Raw genomic sequence first — 16484 nt, 5'->3', positions numbered from 1 at the left:
AGGCTCAGGGGGCTCGGCCGTGCTTCCGCTCGCAGCGCTCATGGGCGGCGCGTGCCACGGCGGGAGTCTCGAGCAGGTATTCCATCCGCTCCAGGGCGGAGAGGCAGGCCGTGGTGGCCGTCTGGAAGTACTCGCGCAGGGGTTCGGGTCGCAGGGGCCAGATGCGGACCAATCCATTTCCGCACACTGTGAGGGCTCGCGTCCCATCCCGTGTGAGATGCGCGTCGACACGGCACTTATCCTGATTCTCCTCAGGCCGTAGAACGAGTGGTGTGCTCTGTTCATCCAAAGACCAGAGACGGGTGGTGGTATCGTCGGAGACAGTGAAGACACGCGTGCCATCGGGGGTGAAGCTCGCAGAGCTTACCGGGCCTGTGTGTCCTTCGAGGATGATCGGCTTGCCGGTGCCGTCTGTCCGCCAGATGCGAGCGATGCCATCGTCAGAAGCGGTAAGGATGAGGGAGCCATCCGGGCTGAATGTGGCGGAGTTCAGTGGGTTGGTGGAGCCACTGAAGGCGCGCAGTGGTTTTGTCGTATCACTGGTAAGCCAGAGGCGGGCCTGTCCATCCTCGGAGGCGACGAGTATGTAGGCCCCGTTGGGGCTGAATGTGGCGGAAGTTGCGCTTCCCTCATGCCCATTGAGGAGTCGAGGCGGCTCCTCCCGGTCGGCGCGCCAGAGGCGCACCGTGTGATCCTCCGCGCCGGTGGCAATCAGGCTACCATCGGGGCTGAAGGCGGCGATTGTCACCGGGCCTTTGTGTCCCTTGAGGCGGAGGAATGGCTCATCCTCTGAGCTGTAGGTGTGCCACAGGCGAACGACGGGGCCGTTCGAGGTGGTGAGGATGCGAGATCCGTCGGGACTGAAGATGGCGGAAGTCACCCCATTTCTTTTGTTGACATGCATAACGCGGGGGGGCTGCCACAACTCCAGCACGTTCCATAAGCGAGCGGTGCCGTCGTCCGAGGCGGTGAGGAGGAGAGAGTCATCGGGACTGAACGTGGCCGTATTCACGGGGTGCTTGTGACCCTGGAGGATGTCCATCCGCTGACTCGTGCCGTTGATGCTGAAGAGGTAAACAGTGCCATCAGGGGCGGAGGTGAGAATGCGGGTTCCTTCGGGGCTGATAGTCGCGGGCATGTTCGCGTCTGGCGGGTTGAAGAAGAACCGTATGCCCTGTCCCTGTCCCCGGATTCTCCAGAGGCGAGCGGTGCCGTCAATCGAGGCGGTGAGGATGCGGGAGCCGTCGGGGCTGAACGTGGCTGAGTTCACCCAGTCTGAATGGCCCGAGAGTATGATGGGGTTCTTCATGCCAGAGGTGGGCCAGAGGCGGGCGGTTCCGTCACTGGAGGCGGTGAGGATGAGGGAGCCGTCAGGGCTGAAGACTGCGGAGGTCACCCAACCCGAATGGCCCGAGAGTACGAGTGGCTCTCGCGAACCATTGGCAGGCCAGATGCGAGCAGTGTTGTCGTCTGCTGCGGTGAGGATGAGGGAGCCGTCGGGGCTGAACGTGGCTGTATTCACATGTGCTGAATGACCACGGAATACGTGCTGCGCTTTTGTCCCGTTGATGCGCCAGAGACGAGCGGTGTAGTCGGCTGAAGACGTGAGAACATAGGCCCCATCGGGACTGAAGCTGGCCGAGGTCACCTCGTCCTGATGGCCATTGTACTTGTGGAGTTCCTGTCCTTCTAAACTCCAGAGGCGGGCGGTTCCGTCACTGGAGGCGGTGAGGATGCGGTTTCCATCGGGGCTGAAGACGGCGGAGGTCACCCTGTCCGTGTGGCCCTCGAACTTGACGAGATCCTCTCCTTTCACATTCCAGAGGTAAAGGGTGCCGCTATCCGAGGTGGTGAGGATGCGGTTTCCGCCGGGGCTGAATATGGCAGACCTCACATGCGCGTTCTCAGGATCCTTGAAGATGTGGAGGGGCTGGGTCGTATCCGTGACGCTCCAGATGCGAGTTGTGCCAGCATCTGAGACAGTGAGCATAAGGGAACCGTCGGGGCTGAAGACGGCGGAGTTCATTGCTCCACTATGGCTCGAGAGGACGCGTGACTGACCTGTTCCGTCGGCGCGCCAGAGGCGAGCAGTACCGTCGTCCGAGACCGTGAGGACGTGGGTGCCATCGGGGCTGAGTTGGACCATTTCAACGCTGCCGTTGTGCCCGATGAAGACGTTTTGACTGACGATGTGGTGGCTGACCTGCAAGGCGGACTGCAACCATTCGTTGTCCGACGCCTCATTCATGCCATACACCTCGCGCAGAACCAACAGCGCCTGGGTGGGGTTCTTGTCGATGAGGGCTCTCGCACGGGATATCCGGACGTTGACCAGGACCAACTCCTGCTGCTTGCGTGCTTCAAGGGCATTCTTCTCGGCGGCTTCCTGCTGCTTGCGTGCTTCAAGGGCATTCTTCTCGGCGGCTTCCTGCTGAACGTGTGCCCTCAGGGCATTGGTTTCGGCGATCTCCTTCTGGAGCAAGACCTCGCGTGCATTGGCCTCGGCGATCTGCTGCTGTTCGAGTGCTTCCTGGGCATTGGACTCGGCGGTCCGCTGCTGTTCGAGTGCTTCCTGGGCATTGGACTCGGCGGTCCGTTGCTGCCGCTGGGCCTCTCGTGCATTGGCCTCGGCGTTCTCCCGCTGCCGCTGGGCCTCCCGAGCATTGGCCTCGGCTGTCTCCTGTTGTCTGCGCGCTTCCCGGGCATTGGACTCGGAGGAGTTCCTCTGGGAGAGGGCTTCCTGGGCGTTTATCTCAGCGAGGTACTGCTGTTCGCGCGCCCTCTGGGCGTTGGCCTCGGCGAGCTCCTGCTGTCGCTGGGCCTCGTGGGCATTGGCCTCGGCGAGGAGCTTCTGGGTCAGGGCCTCCTGAGCATTGGCCTCGGCGCGGTATTGCTGCTCGAGTGCCTCGTGGGCATGGCGCTCGGAGGACTCCCGTTGCCGCTGGGCCTCCGCGAAGTTGCTCACGGCGGCGGCTTCCTGCCTCCGGGCCTCCTCGGCGAGGCTCTCGGCCTTCTCCTTCTGCTCGTGAGCCTCCCTCGCGCTGGACTCGGCGTCTTCCTTGCGTCGCTGGGCCTCCCAGGCACTGGCCTCGGCTTCCCCGGCCTTGGCCTGAGCCCTGTTGGCCTGGATGAGCGCCACCATGGTGAGCAGCACGAGGGCGATGCCCACCGTGAGTGCGACCGAGGAGCGACGGGCGCGCAGGACGCGCCGGCGCACCGCGCTGGCCCGGAGGAAGCCACTCTCGGTGGCGTTGAAGACCAGGGGCTCGGTGGGCTGGCTCCCGGGTGACACGTTGCCCAGGGCCAGCGGCAGGGCCGCGCGGCGCAGGGCCACCGGCGCGAGGCCCAGTTGCTCCAGCCGTCCATCCGCCCAGAGGAAGTCGCTGTCCCGGCCGTGGCGGTGCCACTCGGACGCGGCATGGGAGACGCGACGCAGCGACAACAACTCGCGCCTCGCCTGGAGCGCCCAGTCGTGGAGCCGAGGCCAGGCGGAGAGCAGCGCATCGTGCGCGGGCTCGACGCAAGGGCCGCCGTCATCGCTGGCCACCACGAGGCGGCAGGCCTCGAGCGTGCGCAGGGCCCGCTGGACGCGGTCATTCTCCTCCGGGTGGGTGTATTCCAGTTCGGCGCGGGGAACCCTGCGGCGCGCCAATCCTCCTTCCTCGGGAGACACCATGCGCAGCAACACGTTGCGCAGCGTGTGCTGGAAGGCGGGCAGTTCCCCTAGACGGGGGAGTGGAGGGAGGGATTGTCCGTCGGACGCGGGTGGCGGCGTGCCCGCGAAGACGAGCTCGGCCCGGCGCTGGAGCGCGCCCGCGATGCCACCGCCAATGCTCCGGTAGTCCTCGAAGGAGAGCGTGCGATCCTCCCGGCCACTGGCGAGACAGGCGTCGAACAACTCGCTGAGGGCCACCGAGAGCAGGGGCAGGGCCCCGGGCATTTGATCCACGTCATCCAGCAGGCGCTCGACAAGCCCTGGCTCGAAGAAGAGGACACAGCTCTCCGCGGGCTTCTCGATGCACTGCCGCAACTCGTCCCGGTTCATGGGGGGCAGTGGAAGGCGGCCTTCGTGCCAGCGCGCGGAAGTCACTCCGGAGGGCGAGAGCAGGGAGTGGAAGTGGGGCTCGAAGTCCGAGCGCAGCAACCACAACATTCGCAGCCGAGGGTGGGAGAGCTGGAGCAGCGCGCCCAGTGCTTGGAGGAAGGCGCGGCGCGTGGCGTCATCGGGACAGGTCGTGACGAGCTCCTCGAGGGGATCGACGACGAGCAGGAGCGACAGGTCCTCATTACGGGTGAGGAAGGAGACGACGCAGGCGGCGGCGACGTGGGGATTGACGGCGAGGCCCGTGGCCGAGGGCACGGAGGGGCCGGGCTCCATCGAGGCGAGCCAGGAGGACAACGCGTGGAGTGGCTGGGCGGAGGGACGCAGGGAGCGGGGAACACGCCAGGTGGGGTCGTCGCCCAGCCGTGGCAGGAGGCCCGCGTGGACGGCGCTGGACTTGCCCACACCGGAGGGGCCGCACAGCAGCAACAGGGGTTGGACGCGCAGGTGCCCGAGCAGTGAATCGATGAGGCGTTCGCGGCCGAAGAACAGGTGCCGGTGGGCCGAGGCGAAGGGCCTCAAGCCCAGATAGGGATTGGAGTGCCGGGAGAGCGGTGCCGCCAGGGGCAGGGTGGGGAAGGTGTCCGAGAGGAGGAAGAGGAACTCGCCACTGTCATGCCAGTCCAGGGGCCACAGGGCGGGAGTCTGTTGGCAGTGGACGGGCAGCAGATCGATCAGCCTGTCGCGCAGGAAGGTGTAGAGCTCGGAGGCGGTGATCAGGCCGTCCTGGTTGGTGTCCGCGGAGGAGGGGTGCTGGAGGGCCTGGAGCAGTGCGAGGGCGAAGGGCGAGTGGTGTCCGTCGCCGAGCGACTCCTGGGAGGGTTTGGCCAGGAGCCTGTCGGACGCCAGCTCGTCGTGGGCGGTGGAGGCCAGGAGCTGGAAGGAGCGGCGGGAGGAGAAGTGGCGGAAGCGCTCGAGGAAGAGGGGCGCGGGGAGGGAGGGCGCGCGGAGGTCCCTTGAGGAAGAGTGGGGGAAGGCCCCCGCGAAACAGCAGTCGAGGATGAGCAGCAGATGGCGGCAGGGCAGGTCACGCAGCGCCTCGCGGAGCGCGTCCATGCGCCAGTAGGAAGAGAAGTCGTCACGGCGGGCATCGGCGGGCAGCAGGAAACCCGAGAGGTGGTGGTGTTCGTCGGTGTGCGCCAGCCCATGTCCGGCGAAGTAGACCAGCAGCCTGTCCGGGGGCGGCTGGAGGGAGGCGAGTTGCTGGGACAGGAGGGTGGTGAGGGCTGACAGGGATGCCTGGTCATCGAGCAGGCAGATGACCTCGAAGCCCTGGCCCTCCAGTGCGTCCGCGACGGAGCTGGCGTCCCGGACGGCATTGGAGAGGGGCGGGATGCCGTGCGCGTAGGTGTTGATGCCAATGACAATTGCCAAACCTCGTTCGAGGTCCGGCCGGGCCACATCGAAGCCAGAGTATCGCATTGGCCAACAGAACAACTCGCGGTCTCGCGGGGAGTCCAGTGGACCGTGTGCTGATGATCAGCCCTCCCGTGTCAGCTGCGCGCTCGGCGCGTGGAGCGCGCGGGAGGCAGTTCCACCACGGCGTCCTCCGCGATGACGAAGAGCCGCTCTCCCTCTCCCGCCCGCATGTCCAGGCCACCCGTGAAGGCGCTGAATGCGGGCAGCACTCCGACCTGAGGACCCAGGTGGAAGCATGGCAGGCGCAGCCGGTCCGCGCCCGTGCTCAGCCGCACCGTGGGGTGCAGGTGGCCCGCGCAGACATACCTCCCCGGGGCGGGCTCCGGGTGGTGGGCGAAGCGGAACGGCCCCTCGTCCAGGTGTGACTCCACCAGCCGCATGCGCCACGAGGGCGGCAGTGCCTCCAGGTGCCGGTCATGGTTGCCGCGCACCAGCACCAGCTCCACGTCGTGGCCCTCGCGCCAGGCCGTCACGCGCTCCACCACGTCCGCCGTGAGTCCCCGGCGCGAGTGGATGAGATCCCCCACGAGCAGCACCCGCCGCGCCCCCGTGGCATGCAGCGCGGCGGACAGCCTCGCCAGGTCGTCCTCCAGCACGCCCGTGGGCAGGGGAATGCCGTGCTGGTGGAAGCTCTCGGGCTTGCCCCAGTGCAGATCCGCCACCGCGAGCACGCCCGCCTCGGGCCAGTACAGAGCGCGCTCGGGACGCAGCTCCACCTCGGTGCCGCCTAGGCGGACAGGGAGTCCTCTCGCAGCCATTTTTCCTTCATGCGCTGCACCCGATCCAACAGCGTCTCGTTGGACACGGTGGCGCCCATGCGCTCGACGACGAGCGGAAAGGCCAACGGCGTGGGCCGTGGCACGTGGACACATTCCAGCGGCGTGCGCTCCAGCCGCTCCAGGGTGCTCACCAGCCGCACCTGCTCGAAGTGCTGCTCCAACACCTCCCGCCTCGCCTGGACGAGCAGCATGTGGTCCGGCTCGTAGCGCGCGAAGACGTCATAGAGCAGGCCCGTGCTCGCTTGAATCTGCCGGGTGGACTTGCGCGCCCCGGGCAGCCCCGGCATCACCAGTCCCGCTACCCGCGCTACGTCGCGGAACTGCCGCCGCGCCAGCTCGCTCAGGTTGACGCTCTCCAGGATGTCTTCCACCAGCCGCTCTCGCGTGAAGAGCGCGGGACGCAGCGCCTCCTCGAAGGGGAAGGGTGAGGGGCTCAGCAGCTCCAACCCATAGTCATTCACCGCGAGGCTGAAGGTGGCCTTTTGCAGCCGCGTGAGGCGCAGGGCGAGCAGCGCCGCGAGCCCCTCGTGCACCAGCCGCCCCTCGAAGGGGTAGAGGAAGAGGTGGTGGCCCTCACGCGTGCGGCACAGCTCCACGAGGCAGGCGTCCTTCGCGGGCACTCGTGACAGCCGGGCCTGGACGTCCAACACGGGCCGGGCCGCCCGCAGCTCCGCGGCGTCCAGGTGTCCCTCGCGCGCGGCGTGGAAGGCGCGGCGCACGGCGGTGGCGAGCGAGCCCGACCACGGTAGGCGTCCCCCGTGCCACCGGGGCGTGGCCGAGGCGCGCTGCTTCGCGACCTTCACGTAGGCGGTGAGATCCTTCATCCGGCTGAACTCCAGCCGCTTGCCCGCGAAGAGGAAGGTGTCTCCCGGACGCAGCCGGCTCACGAAGGACTCCTCCACCGTGCCGATCCGCCCGCCCGTCCAGTAGCGCAGCTCCACCGTGGCGTCCGAGGCGATGGTGCCCACGTTGAGCCGGTGCAGCCGCGCCACGCGCGCGTCCGCCACCACGTAGCGCTCCTCCACGCGCCGCACCCGGTGGAACTGCGGATAGGCGCGCAGCGTGGGGCCTCCTTCCGTCACGAGCAGCAGGGCGCGGTCGAAGTCCTCCTCGCCCAGGTCGCGGTAGGCGTGCGTGTCACGCACCTCGGCGAGCAGCTCCTCGCGGACGAAGCCACCACCGAGCGCGCAGGTGACGAGGTGCTGGGCGAGCACGTCGAGCGGCTGGCGCAGGGGCGCGCGGGGCTCCACCTCCCGGAGGGCGAGCGCGTCGCGGGCCGCCGCCATCTCCACCAGCTCCAGCGCGTGCGTGGGGACGAAGAGCAGGTGCGCGGTAGCCCCGGGGCGGTGGGCACTGCGGCCCGCGCGCTGGAGCGTGCGGGAGATGCCCTTGGGGCTGCCAATCTGCACCACGCGCTCCACCGGGCCGAAGTCCACTCCCAGGTCGAGCGACGACGTGCAGACCACGAGCCGCACGCTCCCGTCCTTGAGCCCCCGCTCCACGGCCTCGCGCGTGTCCCGGTCGATGGAGCCGTGGTGCAGGGCGAGCACTCCCTCCCACTCGGGGCGGAGGAAGCGCAGCCCCTCGTACCAGCGCTCCGCCTGGGAGCGCGTGTTGGTGAAGAGCAGGGTGGGGTGCGCCGGATCCAACCAGTCCGACACCTTGCGCAGCATGGTCATGCCGAGGTGGCCCGCCCATGGGAAGGCATCCACGCTGTCCGGCAGGAGCGTCTCCATGTGCACGGGCCGCTCGAGCCCCGCGCTCACGAAGCTCGGCGTGACGCTCGGGCCCACGGCGGCGCGTGCCGCCTCGTCCAGGTTGGCCAGCGTGGCCGACAGCGCCCAGGTGCGCATCCCCGGCGCGAAGCGGCGCAGCCGCGCGAGCGCGAGCTCCACCTGCGTGCCCCGCTTGCTGCCCAGCAGCTCGTGCCACTCGTCCACGATGACGCAGCGCAGGGGCGCGAAGAGCTCGTGCGCGCGCTCATGGCACAGCAGCAGCGAGAGGGACTCGGGCGTGGTGATGAGCACCTCGGGCAGCCGGTCCTTCTGCTTGCGGCGGATGCTGCTCGAGGTGTCTCCCGTGCGGCTCTCCACCGTGATGTCGGCGTCGAAGGCGGACAGGGGCGCCAGGAGCGCCAGCTCGATGTCCCGCGACACCGCGCGCAGCGGCGTGATGTAGAGGATCTGCAAGCCCTTCTCACGGCGCTCGGCCACCTCCGCGAGCGGGCCGAGGTAAGCGGCATACGTCTTCCCCGCGCCCGTGGGCACGTGGATGAGGCCGCTCTCTCCTCGCGCATACGCCGCCCAGGCCTCGCGCTGGAAGGGGAAGGGCGTCCACCCGCGCGACTCGAACCAGGCGTCCACCCCCAGGGCGCGCGCCTCCGGTGGCGGAGCGGGAGGCACGGCCTTGCGTGCCGCGCGTTTCCGGGGCGCGGCCGTGCGCGGAGAGCTGGTGCGCGCGCGCCTAGGTGGGGGCATGGATCAGCTCCTTGAGCTGGTCGAGCGAGTCCGCGTCCTTGGGGGCCTTGTCCGAGCGCCACCGGGCGATGCGGGGAAAGCGCAGGGCCACGCCGGACTTGTGCCGGGGCGAGGCGGCGATGCCCTCGAAGTGCAGCTCGAACACCTGGGCGGGTTCCACCGAGCGCACCGGGCCGAACTTCTCCTTCGTGTGGGCGCGGATCCACCGGTCCAGCCGGGAGATCTCCTCGTCCGTCAGTCCCGAGTATGCCTTGGCCACGGGCAGCAGCTCCTCGCCCTTCCACACCGCGAAGGTGTAGTCCGTGTACAGGGCGGCGCGCTTGCCATGGCCGGGGTGCGCGTAGAGCAGCACCGCGTCCACGGTGAAGGGATCGATCTTCCACTTCCACCAGTCCCCGCGCTTGCGGCCGTGCTGGTAGGGCGACTCCAGCCGCTTGATCATGAAGCCCTCCACGTTGCGCTCGCGCGACTCGCGGCGGGCCTGGGTCAGCTCCTCCCATGTGTCCGCGGGGATGCGGGGGGAGATGGGGAACTGGGGCTTGTCGCTCAGCAGCGCCTCGAGCCGCGCCCGGCGCTCGCGCAGGGGAAGCGCGCGCACGTCCTCGCCCTTGTCCTCGAGCAGATCGTACGCCATGAAGACCGCGGGGGCCTCGGCGAGCACCTTGGCGGTGAGCTTCTGGCGGCCGATGCGCCGCTGCAGGCGGGCGAAGGGCAGGGGCCGTCCATCCTCATAGGCGAGGATCTCCCCGTCGAGCACGGTGCCCGGAGGCAGGCTCGTGGCCGCCTTGGCGATCTCCGGATAGCGCTCGGTGACCAGCTCCTCGCCGCGGCTCCACAGGTAGATGCCGCCCTGGCGGTGGATGAGCTGGCCCCGGATGCCATCCCACTTCCACTCGACCATCCACTCCGAGCGGTCCCCGAGGCCCTCCACGGGCTGTTCCAGGGGGCTGGCCAGGTAGAAGGGGTAGGGGCGCGAGCGATCCCCGTCGGACACGTCCGGCGCGACGAGCTGCTCGAAGAAGGCGCGGCTCGGGGCCCAGGTGCCCATGAGGCGGTGGGACACGGCGGCGGGGGGAAGCCCGGCGTACTGCGCCAGCGCGCGCACCACGAGCGTGTCCGAGACGCCCACGCGCAGCTCGCCGGTGAGCATCTTGTTGAAGATGAACAGCTCGCGGCGCGGCAGCGTGTGCCACCAGCCGGTGATGCGCTCGCGCTGCTCCGGCAGGGCCAGTCCGCCCAGGGGCAGGATGCGCTCCTCCATCCACCGAGACAGGGACAGCTCCTCGGTCACCTGGGGCTGCTCGGCCGAGTCGAGCAGCAGCGCGATGATCTCCGCGAGATCTCCCACCGAGGCATAGGCCTCGTCGAAGAGCCACTCGGGGGTATCACTCAGCTCGCGCGCCCACTGCTTGAGGGCCTTGGAGGGCACGAGCCGTTTGATGCGGCGGCCGGTGAGGAAGAACAGCCCCCAGGCGGCGTCCTCGGGGGGCGTCTGCCGGAAGTAGGCCACGAGCGCGTCCACCTTGGCGTTGGTGGAGGTGGTGGAGTCGAGTGTCTCGTAGAGATCCACGAGCCGGCGCATGGATTCAGTCCTCCGCTTCGCCCTCGAAGGGCGTGGCCAGGGGGGCGGCGTCGATGCCGAGGTTCTCGCGCAGGTAGCGCGAGAGGGTGTCGCTGGAGCCGTGGGTGGCGAGCACGCGCGAGGCGCCCGTCTCCTTCGCCGTGCGCAACAGCCCCGGCCAGTCCGCGTGGTCGGAGAGGACGAAGCCCCGGTCATAGCCGCGGCGGCGCCGGTTGCCGCGCACCCGCATCCACCCCGAGGCGAAGCCCGTCTCGTGCTCGCCGAAGCGGCGCATCCACGTGGAGCCCGCGGCGCTGGGCGGCGCCAGCACGAGCGCTCCCGCGTAGGACGTGCCCTTCTCCGCCTCGGACACGGGGCGGGTGGGCAGCATGGGCACACCCGCCTCGCGGTAGAGCTCCACGAGCGCGTGCGTGGCCCCGTGCACGAACACCTCGCGGTCCGTGACGCGGGCCAGCTCCGCGAGCAGCCGCTGCGCCTTGCCCAGCGCGTAGCAGAAGAGGACCGAGGCCCGGCCCGCCTCGCGGTTGGCGTCCCACCAGCGCAACACCTCCTCGGCCACGCGCCGCGTGTCGTCCCAGCGGTAGATGGGCAGCGCGAAGGTGGCCTCGGTGATGAAGGTGTCGCAGGGCACCACTTCGAAAGGCAGACACGTGGGGTCCGCGTCGCGCTTGTAGTCGCCGGAGACGACCCAGACCTCGTCCTTGTATTCGAGGCGGATCTGCGCGCTGCCCAGCACGTGGCCCGCCGGGTGGAAGCTCACCGTCACGCCACCGATGGTGAGACACTCCCCGTAGTCGAGCGTGGTGATGTCAGCCTCCGCGCCCAGGCGTTTGCGCAGCAGGCCGCGCGAGGGGCGGGTGCCGAGGTACTGCTGACTGCCCCAGCGGGCGTGGTCGCCGTGCGCGTGGGTGATGAGGGTGCGGTTCACGGGCCGCCAGGCGTCGATATGGAAATCCCCCTGGGGGCAGTAGAGCCCCTCGGGGGTCACCGTGACGAGCGGCTGTCGGGTCGCGGAACGGGCCATGGGCATCCAGCTCCTGGAGATAACGGCCGCGCACGGGCGCGGCGCCGGGATGGGACGTCGTCGCGATGGCCTGGCCCCCCGCTTGCCCGGGGGGCGCCCGCTACTTCTTCTTCGGCTTGCCGCGTCCGCCGTACTTGTCGAACTCATGCGACAAGCCGCGCTCCAGACTGCGATCGTTCCACGGCGGGCCCGCCTCCGAGCGCTGGCCGCCATTCTGTTCCGTGATGTCGTTGAGATGCTCGGCCCGGCCCTCGGCGGGAACACGGTCGCCGTGCTCCTCGGGATCCTTCTGTTTGGCCGGGTCCAAGGGGATGCCCATCCTGCGGTTGAGGTATTCCTTCTCGTCCATGACGTCGCTCCCTTGGTGAGAGAACCCGCTCGCGCTCCCGGGAGGGGAGGCGCGTGTTCCCCCAAGGTGTGCATCGGATGGTGAGGGTGCCGCACCGCGCCTCCCCGCATGGGCCGCTGGGAGGGCGGGCGAGGTGCCGAGCGGATGCTCAGCGCTGCCGGGGCTCGTCCTTCCAGAGCGCGAAGCCCCCGAGCAGCCCGGCGATGTTCTCGGTGATCTTCACGTTGGGGGGCAGCTTGATGTCGAGCAGGCGCGCATTGCCTCCGCCGACGTAGATTTGCCGCGGGTTCCAGATGGGCTGGATTTGCTGGAGCACCCGCTCCACGTGCTTGTTCCACTTCTTCTTGCCCACGCGATCCAGCGCGGCCTGGCCCACGTAGTCCTCGTAGGTCTTGCCTCCGTGGAAGGGGTGGTGGGCCAGCTCCAGGTTGGGCACGTACTTGCCGTCGATGTACAGGGCGCAGCCCATGCCGGTGCCCAGGGTGAGGACCATCTCCAGGCCCTTGCCCTCGATGACGCCGAAGCCCTGGACGCCGGCGTCGTTGAGCACGTGCACGGGGCGCCTGGTGAGCTGGTGCACGGCCTCGGCGAGGTTGAAGCCCACCCAATCGGGGTGGAGGTTATGCGCGCTCTTCGTCACGCCTTCCTCCACCACGCCCGGAAAGCCCACGGACACGCGCTCGAAGTCTCCCAGGGGTTTGATGAGCTTCTCGATCGCGCGCAGCACCGCCTTGGGGGTGGCGGGCTTGGGCGTCTTGACCCGCCGCCGCTCGTCGAGCGCCTTTCCCTCGGGTCCGAGGACGAGCGCCTTGAGTCCCGAGCCGCCGATGTCGATGGCCAGGGTGCGCGGCCCGGTGGCATGGGTTTCGCGGACGGTCTTCTTGCGGGGGCTGGGCTGGGGAGCTTTCTGGGACATCCATCCTCCGAGGGGTGGAGCGTCAGTGTACAAGCGGATGAGGGTGCCGCGTGGGCTAGAGTGACGTCCTTTCAGGAGACGCCATGAAGCGGATGGTCGTGGGGTTGATGCTGTGTTGGGTGCTGGGCATGCCCGCGGCGCCCCACGCGCAAGAGGTGCCTCTGGAGGCGGCGGGTGACGCGGCCGCGCACGAGGTCCTGCGCGCGCTCGAGAACGACATGGAGCAGGCGCTCAACGCTCGGGACGTGGACCGCCTGCTCTCGCACGTCACCGAGGACGTGGTCTTCACCACGATGAACAACGACGTGCGCGTGGGCAAGAGCGCCATCCGCGCCTACTACGAGAAGATGCTCATCGGACCGGGCCGCGTGGTGGACAAGCTCACCACGAAGTTCGAGGTGGATGGCCTGACGCGCCTGTATGGCACCACGGGCCTTGCCCAGGGCTCCTCGACGGATCATTACGTGCTCGCGGATGGCTCGGACTTCGTCGTCCACGGCCGCTGGAGCTGCGCCCTGGTGAAGCAGGGCGAGCAATGGCTCATCGCCGCCTTCCACTACTCCACCAATGTGTTCGACAACCCCGTGCTCGACAAGGTGGAGCGTGTGTCATTGAGCATCGGCGCTGTCGTCTCGGTGGTGATGCTGGGGGTGGGCTTCGTGCTCGGCCGCGTCACGGCGGGGCACCCGAGAGGGAATCCCTGACACTCGCGGGGGCGCGCAGGAACGGCAGTCGCCGGGGCAGCCGCTTCGTCCAGAAGCCCTCGATGGAGCGGTGGAACAGCCGCAACAGGGCCACCCCGGGCCGATCTCCGAGCGCGGCCAGCTCCGCGCCCGTCTGGGAGAGAAGGACGCGCGCGCGGCCGTGCTCGGCCACCAGCCACTCCCGTCCGGCCACCGAGCCCACCAGGGCCTCGGCGTCCCAGGGGTCCGAGCCCTCGGCCCGCACCGCCCGGGCCACCTCGGCCGGGACGTTGGAGAGGCCCTTGTCCAGGTCCTCCCGCAGGTCGCGCATCGCCGAGCACCAGCCGAACGCGTCGAGCAGGGAGGGGGCGTCCAGGGTGCGCACCTCGGCACGGGCCGTGTGCAGCATCAGGTCCACCGACAACCGGAAGGTGTCCCGGTGGTGGGCGCGCAGCGCCGCGGCGTCGAGCTCCTGGCGCTCGCGCACGCGCACCCGGTCCCTCCGCATGGTGCGCACGAGCTGGAGCGCGTCCGCCCGTGCCCCCTCGTCCCGGAGCTCCGCGAGGAACACCCGGCCCAGCATGGTGGCCACGTCCTCGTCACCGCCGCGCTCCGCCTCCAGCCGTACGAGCAGGGCGTCCACCCAATCGAGCGGCTCGCCCACGACCGCCCGGTCTCCGTCCAGCACGTCGTCCACGAGCTGGAGGAAACAGAAGCCCACGCGGGCTCCTCGCAGGGCGCTCCAGCGGGGCACGGAGGCGCCGTAGAGCCCCAGGGCGGCCAGGAGGTAGCGCGGGTGACGGCGGGAGAAGCGGTACATCTCCCGGGCGCAGAGTGCCTCCACGCGGAGGGCCGGGAGGGGGAGGGCCTGGACGGACGAGTCCTCAGGCGGGCGCGTCATCCGGGTCCTCTGGCAGTTGGGCGGTGAAGTCGAGCAGGGACGCCAGCACGGGATCTTCCCGGGCGGCGGCCGGGCGGAAGCGCATTCCCTGGAGCACGGAGAGATCCCCGCGCAGGAACGACGTGAAGAGCCATCGCGACAGGGCGAGCCGTGGCCGGGTGAGTCCCGGAACGGCGCTCGGGGGCGCGGCGAACGACGGCAACACCGACATGCCGCCGGGGTCCGGGTGCAACCCGGCGAGCAGGGCACTCCGGGTGCGTCCCAGGTCGCTCTCCACCGAGAGGAGCGTTCCTCCATGGAGCGTCAGCGTCACCTGGATGTGGTCGCGCGACAGCGCCTTCATCATCCGATCATGGAGCGCCCGGCCCGTGACGCGCGACGTGAAGCGCAGCCTGAGGGTGAAGGGGTCGGGCCGCTCGATGAGCGGGGGGCCGCGCAGGGCGCGGTGGTGCACGGTGACCTGGTGCTCCAGATCGAAGGCGTTCGCCACGAGCGGCAGCCAGGAGCAGCCCACGGACACGGGAGTGCCCGCGTGCCAGCGCAGCTCGGGGGCGCCCACCTGGGGAGGCGGAAAGAGGACCACGGGCCCGTTGAAGACGAGCACGAGCCCATGCCGCTCCACCACGGGGAAGGCCCGTTGGGTGGGGCGGGCCGCTATTCCAGAGCCTTCTGGCGCGGCACGGCAGACGCCCCTGCCGTCGAAGCGCAGGTGGTGCAGCGGGCAGCGCAGGTGCTCGCCGATGACGGTGCCCCGCGCGAGGTGGGCCCCCAGGTGCGGACAGTGGGCCGCGAGCGCCTGGACCTGACCGCCCCGTGTCCGGAAGATGGCGAACTCTCGCCCGGCGAGGTTCCAGCCGATCACCTGTCCGGGGTGCAGGGACTCGGACGGACAGACGGCGTACCAGGAGTGCAACCGGGCCGGCTCGATGTGACGGATGCCCTCCGTGCCTGCCACGACAGTGACCGCCATGGCGCGCAACCTACCATCCCCGCCGGCCCCGCCCGGTGCGTTGAGATGGTTGGATCTTCATGGTAAGGCCAACGGTTTGCGCCATGGCACGCACGACGACGATTGAGCTGCACAAAGAAGACATGAAGTTCGCCGCGGGGCACTTCACCATCTTCTCCGCGACGCACCGCGAGAACATGCACGGCCACAACTTCGCCGTCTTCATCTCGCTGACGGGCGAGGTGCTCGACAATGGGATGCTCGCCGACTACGACATCTTCAAGCGGATGGCGCTCGAGCAGTGCCGCACCTGGAACGAGACCTTCATGCTGCCGGCCCACTCGCGTCACCTCCAGGTGGAGCGGGATGCGCGCGGAGACGTGCTCGCGCGCTTCAATGGCGAGGAACTGCGCTTCCTCGCGCGGGACGTGACGATCCTGCCCGTGGAGAACGTGTCGCTCGAGGAGCTGGCGCGGCTCTTCGGCGAGAACCTGGTGGGCGATGGCGCGCTGATGAGGGACAGCCGCATCTCGCGCGTGGTGGTGAAGTGCTCCTCCGAGCCCGGTCAGAACTGCTCCTGGGAGTGGAACAGCCATGGCTGATTGGGCGATCATCACCGGCGCCAGCCGGGGCATTGGCCGTGCGGCGGCCGCGCGTTTCCTCCAGGCGGGCTGGCGGGTGATGAATGTCTCGCGCCGGCCCTGTCCGGAGCCGGGCGTGGTGGACGTGCGGGTGGATCTCTCCGTGCCGGGATGGGAGGCCACCTTCACGCCGGCCCTGTCCACGGCGCTGGGCTCCTCCCCGGGCCGGGTCTGCCTGGTGCACAACGCCGCCCTCTATGGGCATGACGACGCCCTGTCGCTCGACGCGGAGCACCTGCGGCGGGTGCTGGAGGTCAATGTCGTGGCTCCCGCGACGCTCAATCGCCTCGTGCGCGGCTACCTCACCGACGGCTCCTCCATCCTCTATGTGGGGTCCACGCTGTCGGAGAAGGCGGTGCGGGGCGCGGCCTCGTACGTGACGTCCAAGCACGCGCTCGCGGGCCTCATGCGCTCCACCTGCCAGGATCTCGTGGGCACCCGCGTGCACACCGTCTGCGTCTGCCCGGGCTTCACGGACACCGAGATGATGCGCGAGAACGTGGGCGACAGCGAGGCGGCGCGCGCGAGCACGGCGGCGAGGATGACCTACGGCCGGCTCATCGCTCCGGAGGAGATCGCCGACGTGCTCCTGCGGTGCGCGGAGATGCCTGTCTTCAACGGCGCGGTGCTCCACGCCAACCTCGGGCAGATCGAGACCTGAG

The 16484-nt window shown here is 69.2% G+C and carries 12 protein-coding genes; 3 read left to right on the top strand and 9 right to left on the bottom strand.

Annotated elements, in window-relative coordinates; translation table 11 throughout:
- Positions 1-4 precede the first annotated feature (4 nt).
- The 7 genes from D187_RS49270 to D187_RS01155 form a co-directional block, all read right to left on the bottom strand.
- Complete coding sequence (locus D187_RS49270; RefSeq protein ID WP_051256160.1) at positions 5-5476, bottom strand: nSTAND1 domain-containing NTPase; 5472 nt, start codon at positions 5474-5476, stop codon at positions 5-7.
- A gap of 119 nt (positions 5477-5595) precedes the next feature.
- Positions 5596-6279, bottom strand: coding sequence for a ligase-associated DNA damage response endonuclease PdeM (pdeM, locus tag D187_RS01180; protein ID WP_043427700.1), 684 nt, complete (start codon positions 6277-6279; stop codon positions 5596-5598).
- The gene (locus D187_RS01175; protein ID WP_043427698.1) at positions 6249-8777 is read right to left on the bottom strand and encodes a ligase-associated DNA damage response DEXH box helicase; all 2529 of its coding nucleotides are present in this window, start codon (positions 8775-8777) and stop codon (positions 6249-6251) included. The genes pdeM and D187_RS01175 overlap by 31 nt, the downstream gene beginning before the upstream one ends.
- Positions 8764-10359 (bottom strand): ATP-dependent DNA ligase, encoded by a 1596-nt coding sequence (locus D187_RS01170; RefSeq protein ID WP_002629711.1) that lies wholly within the window; start codon positions 10357-10359, stop codon positions 8764-8766. The genes D187_RS01175 and D187_RS01170 overlap by 14 nt, the downstream gene beginning before the upstream one ends.
- Before the next feature lie 4 nt (positions 10360-10363).
- Positions 10364-11383 carry a ligase-associated DNA damage response exonuclease gene (locus tag D187_RS01165; RefSeq protein WP_002629710.1) on the bottom strand — a complete coding sequence of 340 codons (1020 nt, stop codon included), beginning with the start codon at positions 11381-11383 and terminating at the stop codon, positions 10364-10366.
- Between the two features lie 100 nt (positions 11384-11483).
- On the bottom strand, positions 11484-11732 hold the full coding sequence (locus D187_RS01160) for a hypothetical protein (RefSeq protein WP_002629709.1): 249 nt from the start codon (positions 11730-11732) through the stop codon (positions 11484-11486).
- A gap of 148 nt (positions 11733-11880) precedes the next feature.
- Positions 11881-12648, bottom strand: a complete 768-nt coding sequence (locus tag D187_RS01155) for an ROK family protein (RefSeq protein ID WP_002629708.1) — start codon at positions 12646-12648, stop codon at positions 11881-11883.
- Between the two features lie 83 nt (positions 12649-12731).
- On the opposite strand from D187_RS01155, the gene D187_RS01150 reads away from it, so the two are divergent.
- Positions 12732-13352 (top strand): SgcJ/EcaC family oxidoreductase, encoded by a 621-nt coding sequence (locus tag D187_RS01150; RefSeq protein ID WP_002629707.1) that lies wholly within the window; start codon positions 12732-12734, stop codon positions 13350-13352.
- Here D187_RS01150 and D187_RS01145 read toward each other — a convergent pair.
- Both D187_RS01145 and D187_RS01140 read right to left on the bottom strand, forming a co-directional pair.
- Entirely contained in the window at positions 13321-14232 is a 912-nt protein-coding gene (locus D187_RS01145; RefSeq protein WP_051256159.1) for a hypothetical protein, read from the bottom strand. The two genes, D187_RS01150 and D187_RS01145, sit on opposite strands and share 32 nt — an antisense overlap.
- A complete protein-coding gene (locus D187_RS01140) occupies positions 14216-15202 on the bottom strand; it encodes a Rieske 2Fe-2S domain-containing protein (RefSeq protein WP_043427697.1) in 987 nt (328 codons plus the stop codon). Before D187_RS01140 ends, D187_RS01145 begins: the two co-directional genes overlap by 17 nt.
- An 83-nt stretch (positions 15203-15285) precedes the next feature.
- Between D187_RS01140 and D187_RS01135 the strand changes: the two genes are divergently transcribed.
- Together D187_RS01135 and D187_RS01130 are read left to right on the top strand one after the other, a co-directional pair.
- The gene (locus D187_RS01135) at positions 15286-15783 is read left to right on the top strand and encodes a 6-pyruvoyl trahydropterin synthase family protein (RefSeq protein WP_002629704.1); all 498 of its coding nucleotides are present in this window, start codon (positions 15286-15288) and stop codon (positions 15781-15783) included.
- Complete coding sequence (locus tag D187_RS01130) at positions 15776-16483, top strand: SDR family oxidoreductase (protein ID WP_002629703.1); 708 nt, start codon at positions 15776-15778, stop codon at positions 16481-16483. The genes D187_RS01135 and D187_RS01130 overlap by 8 nt, the downstream gene beginning before the upstream one ends.
- Position 16484: the final 1 nt, after the last annotated feature.

Source organism: Cystobacter fuscus DSM 2262, assembly GCF_000335475.2.
GTDB classification, from domain to species: domain Bacteria; phylum Myxococcota; class Myxococcia; order Myxococcales; family Myxococcaceae; genus Cystobacter; species Cystobacter fuscus.
This window is presented reverse-complemented; position numbering and strand designations above follow the sequence as displayed.

Bases quoted from the DNA above. Each gene is read 5' to 3' on its own strand.
- D187_RS01175 (WP_043427698.1), bottom strand. From the start codon at position 8,777: ATGCCCCCACCTAGGCGCGCGCGCACCAGCTCTCCGCGCACGGCCGCG.
- D187_RS01165 (WP_002629710.1), bottom strand. From the start codon at position 11,383: ATGGCCCGTTCCGCGACCCGACAGCCGCTCGTCACGGTGACCCCCGAG.
- D187_RS01170 (WP_002629711.1), bottom strand. From the start codon at position 10,359: ATGCGCCGGCTCGTGGATCTCTACGAGACACTCGACTCCACCACCTCC.
- pdeM (WP_043427700.1), bottom strand. From the start codon at position 6,279: ATGGCTGCGAGAGGACTCCCTGTCCGCCTAGGCGGCACCGAGGTGGAG.
- D187_RS01150 (WP_002629707.1), top strand. From the start codon at position 12,732: ATGAAGCGGATGGTCGTGGGGTTGATGCTGTGTTGGGTGCTGGGCATG.
- D187_RS01145 (WP_051256159.1), bottom strand. From the start codon at position 14,232: ATGACGCGCCCGCCTGAGGACTCGTCCGTCCAGGCCCTCCCCCTCCCG.
- D187_RS01130 (WP_002629703.1), top strand. From the start codon at position 15,776: ATGGCTGATTGGGCGATCATCACCGGCGCCAGCCGGGGCATTGGCCGT.
- D187_RS01160 (WP_002629709.1), bottom strand. From the start codon at position 11,732: ATGGACGAGAAGGAATACCTCAACCGCAGGATGGGCATCCCCTTGGAC.
- D187_RS01155 (WP_002629708.1), bottom strand. From the start codon at position 12,648: ATGTCCCAGAAAGCTCCCCAGCCCAGCCCCCGCAAGAAGACCGTCCGC.
- D187_RS01140 (WP_043427697.1), bottom strand. From the start codon at position 15,202: ATGGCGGTCACTGTCGTGGCAGGCACGGAGGGCATCCGTCACATCGAG.
- D187_RS01135 (WP_002629704.1), top strand. From the start codon at position 15,286: ATGGCACGCACGACGACGATTGAGCTGCACAAAGAAGACATGAAGTTC.